The organism is Photobacterium indicum (assembly GCF_003026215.1).
GTDB lineage: Bacteria > Pseudomonadota > Gammaproteobacteria > Enterobacterales > Vibrionaceae > Photobacterium > Photobacterium indicum.
The window spans coordinates 80,188-94,589 of record NZ_PYOC01000003.1; the positions used below are offsets into that span (position 1 = coordinate 80,188).

The 14,402-nt window shown below is 40.9% G+C and carries 13 protein-coding genes; 5 read left to right on the top strand and 8 right to left on the bottom strand.

Annotation, left to right across the window (positions count from 1 at the left end; translation table 11 throughout):
- Positions 1-9: 9 nt before the first annotated feature.
- From C9J47_RS10800 to C9J47_RS10810, 3 genes are read right to left on the bottom strand one after another with little or no spacing between them, the layout of a single operon-like run.
- The gene (locus tag C9J47_RS10800) at positions 10-672 is read right to left on the bottom strand and encodes a DUF2987 domain-containing protein (protein WP_107253543.1); all 663 of its coding nucleotides are present in this window, start codon (positions 670-672) and stop codon (positions 10-12) included.
- On the bottom strand, positions 673-1,440 hold the full coding sequence (locus C9J47_RS10805; protein WP_107253544.1) for a glucosaminidase domain-containing protein: 768 nt from the start codon (positions 1,438-1,440) through the stop codon (positions 673-675).
- Positions 1,440-2,420, bottom strand: a complete 981-nt coding sequence (locus tag C9J47_RS10810) for a DUF2189 domain-containing protein (RefSeq protein WP_245903427.1) — start codon at positions 2,418-2,420, stop codon at positions 1,440-1,442. Before C9J47_RS10810 ends, C9J47_RS10805 begins: the two co-directional genes overlap by 1 nt.
- A 448-nt stretch (positions 2,421-2,868) precedes the next feature.
- Here C9J47_RS10810 and potA point away from each other — a divergent pair, with 448 nt between their 5' ends.
- The 5 genes from potA to C9J47_RS10835 all read left to right on the top strand — a co-directional run bounded on the left by potA (position 2,869) and on the right by C9J47_RS10835 (position 8,032).
- Entirely contained in the window at positions 2,869-3,987 is a 1,119-nt protein-coding gene (gene potA / locus C9J47_RS10815; RefSeq protein WP_107253546.1) for a spermidine/putrescine ABC transporter ATP-binding protein PotA, read from the top strand.
- Complete coding sequence (potB, locus tag C9J47_RS10820; protein ID WP_107253547.1) at positions 3,971-4,828, top strand: spermidine/putrescine ABC transporter permease PotB; 858 nt, start codon at positions 3,971-3,973, stop codon at positions 4,826-4,828. Before potA ends, potB begins: the two co-directional genes overlap by 17 nt.
- On the top strand, positions 4,828-5,598 hold the full coding sequence (gene potC, locus C9J47_RS10825; RefSeq protein WP_107253548.1) for a spermidine/putrescine ABC transporter permease PotC: 771 nt from the start codon (positions 4,828-4,830) through the stop codon (positions 5,596-5,598). The genes potB and potC overlap by 1 nt, the downstream gene beginning before the upstream one ends.
- Positions 5,599-5,711: 113 nt before the next feature.
- Positions 5,712-6,743, top strand: coding sequence for an extracellular solute-binding protein (locus tag C9J47_RS10830; protein ID WP_107245011.1), 1,032 nt, complete (start codon positions 5,712-5,714; stop codon positions 6,741-6,743).
- A 245-nt stretch (positions 6,744-6,988) separates the two neighbouring features.
- Positions 6,989-8,032, top strand: coding sequence for an extracellular solute-binding protein (locus C9J47_RS10835; protein WP_006231844.1), 1,044 nt, complete (start codon positions 6,989-6,991; stop codon positions 8,030-8,032).
- 258 nt (positions 8,033-8,290) lie between these two features.
- Here C9J47_RS10835 and cobB read toward each other — a convergent pair whose 3' ends face one another.
- The 5 genes from cobB to C9J47_RS10860 form a co-directional block, all read right to left on the bottom strand.
- Complete coding sequence (gene cobB, locus C9J47_RS10840; RefSeq protein WP_107253549.1) at positions 8,291-9,007, bottom strand: Sir2 family NAD+-dependent deacetylase; 717 nt, start codon at positions 9,005-9,007, stop codon at positions 8,291-8,293.
- Between the two features lie 403 nt (positions 9,008-9,410).
- Positions 9,411-10,487: a formate dehydrogenase subunit gamma gene (locus tag C9J47_RS10845; protein ID WP_107253550.1), complete on the bottom strand. Its 1,077-nt coding sequence runs from the start codon at positions 10,485-10,487 to the stop codon at positions 9,411-9,413.
- Positions 10,488-10,631: 144 nt separating this feature from the next.
- A complete protein-coding gene (gene fdh3B / locus C9J47_RS10850; protein WP_006231841.1) occupies positions 10,632-11,249 on the bottom strand; it encodes a formate dehydrogenase FDH3 subunit beta in 618 nt (205 codons plus the stop codon).
- Positions 11,250-11,261: 12 nt separating this feature from the next.
- Entirely contained in the window at positions 11,262-14,117 is a 2,856-nt protein-coding gene (locus C9J47_RS10855; RefSeq protein WP_107253551.1) for a formate dehydrogenase subunit alpha, read from the bottom strand.
- 12 nt (positions 14,118-14,129) lie between these two features.
- Complete coding sequence (locus tag C9J47_RS10860) at positions 14,130-14,333, bottom strand: formate dehydrogenase subunit or accessory protein (RefSeq protein WP_107253552.1); 204 nt, start codon at positions 14,331-14,333, stop codon at positions 14,130-14,132.
- Positions 14,334-14,402: the final 69 nt, after the last annotated feature.

The following is a 14,402-nucleotide window of genomic DNA, read 5'->3' on the forward strand; positions in this document are numbered from 1 at the left end:
ACTGATAAATCAACTATCTTGCGGAATCCATGGTGTCACTTTTATTGGATTTCCTGGAAACTGAACATTCTCACCTTCAGTTAAATCAGCAAGCTTAAGCACAAGCGTTTGATCGCTTACGGTTAATGTTTTGCCATTACTTAATGTAATAGGGTTCGATGATGGTGTTGCAAAGTGCACAACCACCCCTTTCACTTCAGGCATAAACCATTTAGAGAACATGCCACCTAAGTCACCCATCATGTTATTCATTTGAGGAACAAGGTTGGCAAGTTCAGCCTGGCTGATAGCATTATCGTAAGCCTTATTTGCAATAACCTGCATAGAGACATCACACGTAATACCATCATCAATCACGAAAGTGACATCAGGGTTTGCCGAGCGTAAGTTCTTATCGACAGGAACTGCGAGTTCATTACTACTTGGAATCACCAATTCTTCATAGTGCTCATCTTTACGCATTGAACCTTTTTGAATCTTACAGACTTCACCATTAGCCTGATTAATCAGATACAGTGCAATGCGTACGTCGTCATGCCCTTCTTTTACATTTTGCTTTAGTTTGCCGTAAAGCGTGCTATAACGCATTTCAATATTTTGTGCTGCTGCATCTTGAGCGTAAACAGATCCTGTTGCAAACAGACCTGCTAATAGCCAATGAGTTAACTTCATTTATCCTTGGCTCCAATATTTATTGTTATGTTTAATCATGGCTTGAATTTCAGTGACGTAAGCGTTACCACGTTCTGAGTAACGAGTTAGCCCTTCAGCAAGCTTTGTCCCTTCAATCGACTTACCTGCGCGACGTTGAGCGGCACGTAAGTCACGAAGTTCAGCATAAGCACTATTACGATTCACATTCATAAAGTAAGCATTAACAGAACGATAAGCTGATTCAAATACAGCAACTTCGTGTGTAGAGCCTTCACTTCTTGCTAACGGTACTAGTCCACAGCCTTTACGATAACACCACTGACCAAAATAATTATTCCCTTCAGTGGCAAAGCGTGATGTACCCCAAGCGGATTCATTTGCAGCTTGGCTTAATACTAACTCTTTCGGTAAAACATCAACTCGAAGTAGCATATGAGACAACCAAGCATCAGTTACACCGTCACCAATGAAGGAAACGCTATACATTTTGCTTAAACGTCTAGCATGATCTATTTCTTCATTATCTAATGATTCACCCGCATCAAGCTCTGCTTTTATTTTTAATAAGAAATCCCTTTCTTTCGTCACTCGTTTATTTTCTTGTTCAACAGATGGCATTAAATACGCAAAGAAAGCCGCTTTCTTTTCATTCACATCTGTCATTGCAGAAAAATTAGGTTTTGAAAGTGACGCAACATTTACACTTTCATCAGAATTTGGTGTATCACCACACCCCACCATAAGTGCAGACATTAACGCTGCAATAACAACCTTGTTTTTATTCATTACGCGTTAAATACCTTACCGCCTTTTTCTGTGTCATCGTTTTGTGGCGTATCTCCACTACCTTGCTGGTGGTTATCATTTTCATCATCATCAGCGTGGTCTTTATTTGGCGTCGGTGCAGAGTCTGTTGTGTCAGTTTCATTGTCTAGGACAGACGTCGGTTGTTGCTGTTCATTCTCTGATTGAACATGACCAGTCAGCACGTTGTTTTCTGATGTGTTTCCCTTCGTTTTAGTTGATGTTACTTGCAAGGTAATACCAAACATATTGCGATATATAATTGCTTTCACATTAAAGAAAAATGGAATCGTCCAAAGAAGACCAATGCCTGCTGTTGCGAAAGAAACAAAAAACATAATCAAAACAACCAGAAAAATAGCTGTCATTGGCATGAATTTTTTGAATGTAGCTTGCAATGAAATTTTAATCGCTTTAATTGGCGCAATGCGTTTTTCACAAACAAGAATAATTGCCATGCTAAAGCCCATAGACAGCAATAAACCGATGATTGGAAATATCGCATTACCAATACCCTGAAGAGAGGATATCAGTAGCATAGTAATGATAGAAACAAGCGTAAACGGAAAACCTTTGATCAAGTGCCCAGGCTTAGAAGGTAAACCAACAGCATGATTAAGCGCCATTAAACTTGCGCCTACATACAATGGTGCACTCAACACATCAGACCAAAAATTAGCCATGTAGCCAGCTTGAACGATCTCTTGTGTCAGTTCTTTTCCTGTTATCACGGCATCGAAAAATATTGCCGGATTACCAAGCTGAACTTGCAGACCAAGCAGCAATAACGCGATTTGCGCCAAAAACAACCCGATCACAGCAGGTAAAAATGTGAGAATGTTGCGAGCAGTTATCTTCCACGCTTCTTGTAAAACAGCAACAGCCTGCAGTTCTACATCTCCCTTTAACGCTTTTTCAACCGACCCGCCAACATGGAAACTTTTATTCATCGCGTCTTTCATAAACATATCATTCTGTGTGAGGAACGCCCATTGTACGACATCAACACCTTTTTAAAAAACCTAGCCATACTAAAAAGTAGTTACCATTTGTTGAATTGTTCAATATTTGTCCGATAATGGCTCGTGATATCATTTTTCATGCTGGTTCTTAGTGTTTTCATTACGGTTGATATAGCACTGAAACAGTATTGCTCACAGGTGCACATTCCAAAGAGTAAAAAGTCATGTTAAATACGCCTATTTTTCATGTTCATAACAACTGTAAATTGTAGCAAATAAGTGACATTTTTTCGATTGAAGGAATTTAGGCACAACGTATTGCACCCACTAGAAAAAACACTGAAAAAAAACGCTTTGAATTGCGCGATTTGAGGTCTATTATGCGCCTCCTAAAATTAGCCTTTATATTGGGGTATAAGCAAAGCCTCAGGATGGAGATAACGTAGAATTGAACGCTTCAACAACATCTAAGAAACCAGTCATTCAGCTTAAAGGGTTAAGCAAGAGCTTCGATGGTAAGCAAATTATTGCTGGTTTGGATCTAAACGTTAATGATGGTGAGTTCTTAACCATCTTAGGTCCATCAGGTTGTGGTAAAACCACAGTACTTCGTCTTATTGCTGGTTTTGAAAACTCTGACGCTGGTCAGGTTATTATTGCCAGTAATGATGTTACTCAGATTCCCGCTGAACAACGCCATGTCAATACGGTGTTTCAAAGCTACGCACTGTTCCCCCATATGACAGTATTTGAGAATGTTGCGTTTGGTTTACGCATGCAAAAAGTAAACGAGAGTGAAATAGAGCCTCGTGTTATGGATGCATTGCGCATGGTACAGCTTGATAAGTTTGCACCTCGTAAGCCACATCAGTTGTCTGGTGGACAACAACAGCGTGTTGCTATTGCGCGTGCCGTTGTAAACAAACCAAAAGTATTATTATTAGATGAATCACTCTCTGCTCTTGATTACAAATTACGTAAACAAATGCAGCTCGAGCTAAAACAACTGCAAAGAAAATTAGGCATTACGTTTATTTTCGTTACGCACGATCAAGAAGAAGCATTGTCGATGTCTGATCGTATTATTGTTATGCGTGACGGTAATATCGAACAAGACGGCTCTCCGCGTGAAATATATGAAGAACCAACAAACTTATTTGTTGCACGCTTTATTGGTGAGATCAACGTGTTTGATGCCACTGTAAAAGAGCGTTTAGACGAAAAACGTATTATGGCTGAGGTTGAAGGTCGTATAGCGCAGGTTCACTGTGATCTTGCTGTCAACGCTGGCGATAAACTGAAAGTATTGCTACGCCCTGAAGATATTCGCCTTGAAGAGATCAACAATGGTGAACAAGCTAAAGGCATTATCGGTTACGTACGTGAACGTACCTATAAAGGGATGACACTCGATTCAGTCATAGAATTAGAATCAGGCATGTCAGTAATGGTAAGTGAGTTCTTCAACGAAGATGATCCAGACGTTGACCACTCACTTAATCAAAAAGTTGCTGTAACTTGGGTAGAAAGCTGGGAAGTGGTATTAGCTGATGAACAAGAAGCTTAATCTACAAAACATCATCATAGCAATTATCGTCAGTTGGTTGGTTTTATTTGTTTTCGTGCCAAACTTGATGATCATCGGAACCAGTTTTCTGACCCGTGATGATGCAAATCTGATTGAAATGACCTTTACCTTTAATAACTACATAAGGTTGTTTGATCCGTTGTATGCAAAAGTTATGTGGCACTCGTTCTACATGGCAATTACGGCAACGGCGTTGTGTTTGCTTATTGGGTATCCGTTTGCGTACGCCATTGCGAAGATGCCAGTAAAGTGGCGTCCGTTTATGTTATTTTTGGTTATCGTGCCATTTTGGACTAACTCGTTAATCCGTACCTATGGTTTGAAAATCATGCTTGGTACGCGTGGCATTCTTAACAATACCCTGCTCTATTTAGATATTATTGATAAGCCAATACGTATCATGTACACAGAATACGCTGTCATGATTGGTCTCGTTTATATTCTTTTGCCGTTTATGGTGTTGCCATTATATTCAGCCATCGAAAAACTCGATAATACGTATATTGAAGCTGCCCGTGATTTGGGTGCATCAAAATTCCAAACGTTTATCAAAGTGATTTTCCCATTAACAATGCCGGGTATTATCGCTGGTTGTTTACTTGTCCTGCTGCCAGCACTAGGTATGTTCTATGTATCTGACTTATTAGGTGGCGCGAAGAACCTACTAATCGGTAATGTGATTAAGAGCCAAGTATTGAACGCTCGAGATTGGCCATTTGGTTCTGCAACCAGTATTGCCTTAACGGCGTCAATGGCAATTATGCTTTATGCCTATTATCGTGCTGGTAAATTGCTGAACCGTAAAGTGGAGCTGGAATAATGGGACGTACCTTTAAATTTGGCTTTATGACGTTGGTGTACGCTTTCTTATATACACCTATTTTGATTTTAATTGTGAATTCATTTAATTCCAGCAAATTTGGGATGAAATGGGGCGGTTTTACAACCAAATGGTACGAACAATTACTCAATAACGATAGCTTAATGCAAGCAGCATGGCACTCGATCACGATAGCGGTATTCTCTGCCACTGTTGCCGCTATTATTGGTAGTTTGACGGCAGTAGCATTATTTCGTTATCAGTTCCGAGGCAAGAAATTCGTCAATGGCATGTTGTTTGTTGTAATGATGTCGCCTGACATTGTTATGGCTATTTCGCTATTAGCGTTGTTCTTAATTATGGGGGCTCAGTTGGGTTTCTTAACCCTACTTCTTTCGCACATTACATTCTGTTTGCCTTTCGTGGTAGTGACAGTATATAGCCGTCTTAAAGGCTTTGATGTGAAGATGTTAGAAGCGGCACGCGACCTTGGTGCGAGTGAATGGGTGATTTTAAAGCAAATCATTCTACCATTAGCAAAACCGGCTGTTGCTGCGGGTTGGTTGTTAAGCTTCACCCTATCGCTCGATGACGTTATCGTTAGTTCGTTTGTAACTGGCCCAAGTTATGAAATTCTTCCGTTGAAAATTTATTCAATGGTTAAAGTCGGCATTTCGCCTGAAGTAAATGCACTGGCGACGATCATGTTGATTGTATCTCTCTTCCTTGTTGTGTGTTCACAACTCCTGGCAAGAGATAAGATCAAATAGAGCTATACTGACAACGAATACATCATTGGCATTAGCCAACTAAACACAAGTGATTAATCTAATTAATCACTTGTTTTTTTATTCCCCAATGGGGCTTTGGAGTTGATAGAAAAATGAAAAAATGGTCTGCTTTATTTACTGGTGCTGCATGTGCAGCCGCTATGTTTACGACTACAGCAAACGCAGCAAATAAGGAATTAGTCTTCATGAACTGGGGGCCGTATATTTCTACGGAACTTCGAGAACAGTTCACGAAAGAAACTGGTATTAAAGTTATTTATTCGACTTACGAATCGAATGAAACAATGTACGCTAAGTTAAAAACACACCCACAAGGTTACGACTTAGTTGTACCTTCAACATATTTCGTTGCAAAGATGCGTGACGAAGGTATGTTGCAGAAAATTGATAAATCAAAGCTGACCAATTTTGATGAATTAGATGAAAACTATCTAAATAAGCCTTTTGACCCAAACAATGATTACTCCATGCCGCATGTGGTCGCAATGACAGGTTTAGCCGTAAATACCGATATGTATGATCCTGCCGATTTTGATAGCTGGGCTGACTTATGGGACCCAAAATTTAAAGGTCAGTTGATGCTAATGGATGACACACGCGAAGTCTTCCATATAGCATTACGCAAACTGGGTTATTCTGGTAACACGACAGATCCTAAGCAAATTGATGAAGCAAAAGAAGAGCTGAAAAAACTGATGCCTAATGTATTAGTTTTTAATTCAGATAACCCTGCAGCACCCTACTTAGCAGGTGAAGTTGGCTTAGGTATGCTTTGGAATGGTTCTGCTGCTGCTGCACAGAAAGAAGGTTTACCTATTAAGTTAATTTGGCCAAAAGAAGGCGGTATTTTCTGGGTTGATAGCTTAGCCATTGCTAAAAATGCACAAAATGTTGAAGCTGCACATAAAATGATCGACTTTTTGCTTCGCCCTGAGATTGCAGCGAAAATCTCTGAAGAAACTGGTTATTTAACAGCGGTTAAAGCATCTAACGCAAAATACAAAGACGACCCTACTCTTTTCCCACCACAAGAAGATTTAGACCGTGGTGAGTGGCAAGATGCAGTTGGCGATATGAATATCCGCTATGAAAATTACTTTCTTGAACTAAAAGCTAGCCAGTAATTATTAGTTGACGATTTAAACAAGGCAATCAGTTTAGTTAGTAGATTTGATTGCCTTTATAATCGCGAACTTAAGACGTTAGCTTTATAGTTCTGCTATAATTACCCCTTGTTTTAATTACACTAAAACGGAAATATCATTTAACGTTAAATCGTTGATATGTTTTTTTCCATTTTATTAGGAGAAGCGGTATATACCGCTAGAGAGCACTCTCGATATTCCTGTTTGTTAGGAGCAACAACATAATGAAAAAATGGTCCTCTTTAATGACCAGCGGCATCTGTGCTGCTGCAATGTTTACGAATGTAGCGATGGCTGCAGATGAAGAACTGTATTTCTACAATTGGTCTGAGTATATTCCGTCGGAAGTGCTAGAACAGTTTACGAAAGAAACTGGCATTAAAGTTATTTATTCGACTTACGAATCAAATGAAACCATGTACGCTAAACTTAAAACCTTTGGCGAAGGTTATGACCTAATCGTACCATCAACGTATTATGTATCTAAGATGCATTCTGAAGGTATGCTACAAAAAATCGATAGAACGAAGCTGCCACATTTCAAAGATCTTGATCCTAATTTCTTGAACAAGCCTTTTGATCCTAATAACGACTACTCTATTCCATATATTTGGGGCGCAACAGGTATTGGTGTTAACACCGATATGATGGATAAGTCTGAAGTTAGTGGTTGGGCAGATCTTTGGGACCCTAAATGGGAAGGTCAATTAATGATGATGGATGACTCGCGTGAGTTCTTCCACATTGCCCTTCGTAAATTAGGCTATTCAGCTAACACGACGAATCCTGAAGAAATTAAAGCAGCATACGAAGAATTGAAAAAACTAATGCCAAACGTATTAGTATTCAACTCTGACTACCCTGCAAACCCATACATGGCAGGTGAAACGTCACTGGGTATGTTATGGAACGGCTCTGCATATATGGCGCGTCTTGAAGGTGCTCCAATTGATATCGTATGGCCGAAAGAAGGTGCTATTTTCTGGATGGATAGTTTATCTATTCCGGCAAAAGCGAAAAATACAGAAGCAGCTCATAAGATGATCGACTTCTTACTTCGTCCAGAAAACGCAGCAAAAATTGCAGTCGAAATCGGCTACCCTACACCAGTAGCAACAGCTAAAAAGCTATTGCCTGCTGAATTTGTTAATGATCAAAATATCTTCCCACCACAAGACGTACTTGATGCGGGTGAATGGCAAGATAATGTTGGTACAGCAAATACAATTTATGAAGAGTATTACCAAAAGCTAAAAGCTGGTCAGTAATTTATACCAATCTAGACAAATATCTGGTCATTTTTGCTGGTTAAAATAGCTTATAACTACGTTAGAAATTTTATAATTAGAACCACTAGTTACTTCAATTTCTGCCTTGTTATTATCAATTTTATCTACGCAATTATCTGACCATTTACTTACCCAGAATGGTATTTTGCGCAAATTGCTTTAAGATATAACGCATAAAATTAGAAGAGGCTCTTATTGAGCCTCTTTTTTTATGATATGAATACAGCAGAATAAATGCTATTTGGTACTTAATATTTCATCGATAAATTCCGGCACCACTATCGATGCTGGCCCATAACGTTTTTCAGCAAATTCGCTTTGAACTTCACTCGGTTCAAGGTTTAACTCAATAGTATGAGCACCATGCATAGCAGCCTCATGAACAAACCCAGCGGCAGGATAGACTGCACCAGATGTACCAATAGAAATAAATAAATCTGCTTTTAGTAACGCATCGTGTATGCGCTCCATTCCGATAGGCATTTCACCAAACCACACAACGTTAGGTCGTAACGGTGAAGGAATCTGGCAGCAATGGCAGTGGTCATCTAATTTTATATCGCCTTGCCAATGAATACTCTGCCCTGTTCCACTGCACTGTGCTTTTAATAATTCACCATGCATGTGTATAACATTTTCGCTGCCTGCCATCTCGTGCAAATTATCGATATTTTGAGTGACAATCGTAACCGTGCCATCAAGTTCAGCTTCAAGCTTAGATAAAGCAAGGTGGGCAGCATTGGGGGAAACAGTTCCACTTTCTAGTTGTTGACGACGTTGATTATAAAAATTTTGGACTAAAACAGGATTGCGGCGGTACCCTTCTGGTGTTGCAACATCTTCAATGTGATGGTTTTCCCATAAACCATCTTGATCTCTAAATGTTCTTATACCAGATTCAGCAGAAATGCCCGCACCAGTTAAAATAACAATATTACGGTAGGGAAAAAGCATACTCACTGTCCTTATTGTAACGATATACTATTTATACCATTGTTTTTATATGGTTTTAACCTACTTCGTATAATACCATGGTCTAACAAGCCTTTATCAAGCTCACAGTCTTTAATGAATACTCAATGTTCTTACTTTAAAGCGATTTGTATTTTTTATCTGTGTTTTAACGATCTCAAGTTGTGAGTTATATTGATTGCCAATTTAAAGTTATAGTGCGTTAGGCCTGAGTAAATAAAGCATCTATTTCCATTTGTCATACTTCACTTATTCTAACATAATTGTAACTCATTATAAATTAAGACATTTTACATTACTAACAGACAATAAAAAGCCGATGGATTATACCATCGGCCTCTCTTTAACGTTACGGCGACTACGCCAAATAACTACACATCAGTCGCTATACATTATCTTGGCTTGCTTTACCTTTCGATTCAGCATCCAATTTTTCATCATAACCGGGTTGATTTTCAGGTAAATCTTTAACATCGTCATACCATAAATCGTGGTGTTCTTTCGCCCATGTCTCATCGACTTCACCCGTAATCATGCCATCTAATGCTGCTTCCATACCAAATAAACCAATATAGATATGGAATACAAAACCACAGATTAAGATCAAAGCAGAGAACATATGCACGAGATTAGATAATTCCATATCGCGGCGTGTTTGACCAAATATAGGGAAATCTAATACAAACCCACTTACAGCAATAAAAATACCAAACCAAATCAGCAACCAAAAAATGACCTTTTCGCCACCATTAGAAAATCCAGCGGATGGATGCTTACCTTTATGCTTCCCCACCATTCCGCCTAGTTTCATGAACCATACTATATCTACTTTGTTAACTATGCTCTTACGCCACCACTTAATTAAAACGGTAAACAATAAGATAGCAAAGATAGGTCCTATGTAGTTATGGTATTGCTTCGCGGCATAAATAACCCAACCCCATATTTCTGATGGCACAATGGGTTTAATGAAATGCTTACCATAAACCAGTGTTAATCCACTGAATGCTAACGTTAAGAACGTAAACGCCATGCTCCAGTGTAAGGCTCGATCCATACGGCTCCAGCGCTTAATTTTACGACCAGTTTTAGGTTTGCTTAGCTTCAAAGGGCCAATAGTGACGTACGCGAGTGCAACCATTGCAAGGCTACCGAAGATAGCCAATGCGCCTAACGGTGACATCCACTTTTCTTTCAGAATGTACCACGTCTGCCCAGGAACACTGATCAACACACCATGCTCTGGTGATTTAGATGTTGTTGTCCCTTCTTGACCATTCTTGACCGCGCGCCAATAGTCAGCACCAGCGAAACCTGCCATTTCACCTTTAATGACAGATTCCCCTAAGCGCTCATTATTTATGTTTTGGCTCGACTCTTCACTGGCTATCGCCGACAAAGTAAACGCCAGCATAAATGCAGTAACCAATAAAGTGAACCAACGTTGGATTCGCTTAGTCATTAAAACTCCTAACTGCTTATACAAAACAGCGGTAAAAAGAAACCAGTTTTGTGACTACATGCTGATTTCATTATTTTCATATCATCTTTCTACAATGAGTCGCTCGTGTGCGCTTACACACAAACGAGCGATTCAAATAAGAAATTAGGCTTTTTGTTCTTTACTTGCATCGTATGCAAGATCATCAACATTTGCCCAACCCGCTTCTTTCGCGCCGCGTGCAACTACACGCTCACGGAAGACGTCAGAGATTTTAGCAGCATCACCTGCTAACAAGGCTTTTGTTGAACAAAGCGATGCACACATAGGTAGCTTGCCTTCTGCAATACGGTTTGCACCGTATTTTTGTTTTTCTTCAATCGAGCCAGGTTCAACACCGGGACCGCCTGCACAGAAAGTACACTTATCCATCTTGCCACGTTCAGCAAAGGCGTCCTCTTTAGGAAATTGAGGAGCACCAAAAGGACAAGCAAACAAGCAGTAACCACAACCGATGCAAAGGTCTTTATCGTGACGAACAATACCGTCTTCAGTTTGTTCGAAACAATCAGCAGGACAAACCGCCATACATGGTGCATCTGAGCAATGCATACAAGCGACAGAGATTGACGTTTCGCCGGGTTCACCATCATTAAGGGTTACAACGCGTCGACGTTGAATACCCCACTCTAGGGCATCATCGTTCTCGTTCTTACATGCGGTAACACAACCATTGCACTCGATACAACGCTTAGAGTCACAAAGAAATTTCATACGTGCCATCTGAATGACTCCTTACGCTTTAGATATTTTACATAGGGTTACTTTGGTTTCCTGCATTTGTGTTACAGGGTCATAACCGTATGTTGTTGCAATGTTCGCTGATTCACCCGACACATACGGTGCAGAGCCTTCAGGGTAATTACCACGAAGATCTTCACCTTCAAAGTAACCACCAAAGTGGAATGGAAGAAATGCCAAGCCCGGTCTCACACGACGGGTAACCATCGCTTTAACGTGAATACGGCCTTTCTCAGCACCTTCAACCCACACCATATCGCCATCGCGGAAACCAAGATCGTTCGCATCTTTAGGGTTAACTTCTACAAACATTTCTTGTTGCAGTTCAGCAAGCCAAGGGTTTGAACGGGTTTCATCACCGCCACCTTCGTATTCAACAAGACGACCAGATGTAAGAATCATTGGGTATTCACCCGATACATCTTTATCTTGAATCGACTTATAGAATGTAGGTAGACGGAACATTGCCTCACTGTCATTCCACGTAGGATAGTCAGCAACCAAATCACGACGTGGTGTGTACAGCGGCTCACGGTGAATAGGCACAGCATCAGGGAAGGTCCATACAACAGCACGCGCTTTTGCATTACCAAAAGGAATACAACCGTGTTTAATCGCAACACGTTGGATACCACCAGAAACATCTGTTTTCCAGTTTTTACCTTCTGCTTTTGCTTTTTCTGCGTCGGTTAAGTCATCCCACCAACCTAGTTGCTTCAACAGCTTATCGGTAAATTCAGGGAAACCACCTTCAAGCTCACAACCTAGTGAATAGCTATCGACTGCCAGCAAGCTTTCCCCTTCACGCTCTACACCAAAGCGTGCACGGAAGTTACCGCCACCTTGTGCAACAGTTTTCGATGTATCGTAAAGAATATGTGTACCAGGGTGCTTCATTTCTGGCGTACCCCAACATGGCCAAGGAAGACCATAAGTTTCGCCATCAACCACACCGCCTTCAGCTTCTAGCGACGTTTTGTGGAAGGTATGCCAGTTTTGTTGGTGTGTTTTAAGACGCTCAGGGCTTTGGCCTGTATAACCAATTGTCCACATACCCTTGTTATATTCACGGGTTATATCTTCAATAACAGGGATATTGTTTTCAACTTTAATATTCTTAAACAGCTGATCAGATAAACCGAGTTTTTGCGATAATCTAAACATGATTTCATGATCAGGCTTAGATTCAAATAGCGGTTCAATAACCTGATCACGCCACTGAATAGAACGGTTTGTTGCTGTTACAGACCCCGTTGTTTCAAACTGTGTCGTTGCTGGTAGCAAATACACGTTATCTGTACGGCCGTTCATTACAGCGGCAACACCTGGGTACGGATCGACGATAACCATCATATCCAATTTACCCATTGCGGTACGCATTTCAGGGCCACGGGTTTGTGAGTTTACTGCGTGTCCCCAATAGAACATTGCACGAATATTATCGTTCTGCTCAATGTTGTCTTTATTTTCAAGCACACCATCGATCCAACGAGAAACAGGGATACCTGCATGGTTCATTGGTTTCTTACCGCGGTAATCAGCTTGATCAAAACGGCCTTTTAGCCATTCGTAATCAACATCCCACACGCCTGCCCAGTGTTTCCATGCACCTTCAGAAAGGCCGTAATAACCCGGTAAGTTATCAGACAGTACGCCAAAGTCAGTCGCACCTTGAACGTTATCGTGACCACGGAAAATATTAGCACCACCGCCAGATTTACCCATATTGCCTAGAGCAAGCTCAAGAATACAGTAAGCACGTGTGTTGTTATTACCAGTAGTGTGTTGCGTACCACCCATACACCACACTACACAGCCAGGGCGATTTTCAGATAACAATTTTGCCGTTTCATAAACATCAGCTTCTGGTACACCAGAAACACGTTCAACTTCTGCTGGTGTCCATTTTGCCACTTCTTTTCGTACGTCTTCCATGCCGTAAACACGTTGACGAATAAACTCTTTATCTTCCCAACCGTTTTTAAAGATGTGGTACAACACACCCCAAACGAAAGCAACGTCAGAACCTGGGCGTAAAGAGACATAGTGATCAGATTTTGCAGCCGTACGAGTACGACGCGGATCGGCAACTACAATCTTACAGCTGTTCTTCTCTTTTGCGATCAAGATGTGCTGCATAGCAACAGGGTGTGCTTCAGCAGGGTTTGAACCGATAAACAGAATCGACTTACAGTTATGCATGTCGTTCAACGAGTTTGTCATCGCACCGTAGCCCCATGTATTTGCAACACCGGCTACTGTAGTAGAGTGACAAATACGTGCTTGGTGATCGACATTGTTAGTACCCCACATCGACACCATTTTACGGAATAGATACGCTTGCTCGTTGTTATGCTTTGCTGAACCTAACCAATAAACAGAATCAGGGCCAGACTCTTCACGAATCTTAAGCACTTGTTTACTGACTTCATCTAATGCTTGTTCCCAGCTCAGTTTGGTCCACTTGCCGTCGACTAACTTCATTGGGTATTTAAGACGTTTAGCACCATGACCGTGTTCACGCAGTGCTGCACCTTTTGCACAGTGACCGCCCGCATTGAATGGGTGGTCAAAAGCAGGTTCTTGCCCTGTCCATACCCCTTCCTGTACTTCAGCATAAATACCACAGCCAACAGAACAGTGTGAACAAATGGTACGTTTAATTTCAACTGGCGATGTAGGGTCGACAGTCTTCGCTTCTGCTTTTTTCATCATGCCAGGCGCAAACATGCTGGCACCAGCAACACCACCAGCGGCAGCAAGTGATGTATTACGAATAAAGGAACGACGAGAAATACCTAATTGGTTTTCGTCCTTGCTTACATTATCGGAACGTTTTGTTAATTTCATTTAAAGCTCCGCTTACAAGGTTTCGTAGTAATCACGAACATGCTGAGTTTCGTGATAGCCAGTAGTTTGGGTTTCTTTTTTGCTATCGTCTTGCTTATCAACAGCAGCATGAGCAGCCGTTGTTGTGCCAGCAGCAATAGCACTTACTGCCACGCCTAAACCAATGTTTTTCAACAATTGGCGACGGCTTTCATTAGGTTTACTTTGCTCACTCATAAAGCTTGCTCCTTCGTCGTATTCTTCGACTCTCATAGGAAATCGATTATTTTTTATAGCTATAATTCG

Bases quoted from the DNA above. Each gene is read 5' to 3' on its own strand.
- C9J47_RS10800 (WP_107253543.1), bottom strand. From the start codon at position 672: ATGAAGTTAACTCATTGGCTATTAGCAGGTCTGTTTGCAACAGGATCT.
- C9J47_RS10805 (WP_107253544.1), bottom strand. From the start codon at position 1,440: ATGAATAAAAACAAGGTTGTTATTGCAGCGTTAATGTCTGCACTTATG.
- C9J47_RS10810 (WP_245903427.1), bottom strand. From the start codon at position 2,420: ATGAAAGACGCGATGAATAAAAGTTTCCATGTTGGCGGGTCGGTTGAA.
- potB (WP_107253547.1), top strand. From the start codon at position 3,971: ATGAACAAGAAGCTTAATCTACAAAACATCATCATAGCAATTATCGTC.
- potC (WP_107253548.1), top strand. From the start codon at position 4,828: ATGGGACGTACCTTTAAATTTGGCTTTATGACGTTGGTGTACGCTTTC.
- C9J47_RS10830 (WP_107245011.1), top strand. From the start codon at position 5,712: ATGAAAAAATGGTCTGCTTTATTTACTGGTGCTGCATGTGCAGCCGCT.
- C9J47_RS10835 (WP_006231844.1), top strand. From the start codon at position 6,989: ATGAAAAAATGGTCCTCTTTAATGACCAGCGGCATCTGTGCTGCTGCA.
- cobB (WP_107253549.1), bottom strand. From the start codon at position 9,007: ATGCTTTTTCCCTACCGTAATATTGTTATTTTAACTGGTGCGGGCATT.
- C9J47_RS10845 (WP_107253550.1), bottom strand. From the start codon at position 10,487: ATGACTAAGCGAATCCAACGTTGGTTCACTTTATTGGTTACTGCATTT.
- fdh3B (WP_006231841.1), bottom strand. From the start codon at position 11,249: ATGGCACGTATGAAATTTCTTTGTGACTCTAAGCGTTGTATCGAGTGC.
- C9J47_RS10855 (WP_107253551.1), bottom strand. From the start codon at position 14,117: ATGAAATTAACAAAACGTTCCGATAATGTAAGCAAGGACGAAAACCAA.
- C9J47_RS10860 (WP_107253552.1), bottom strand. From the start codon at position 14,333: ATGAGTGAGCAAAGTAAACCTAATGAAAGCCGTCGCCAATTGTTGAAA.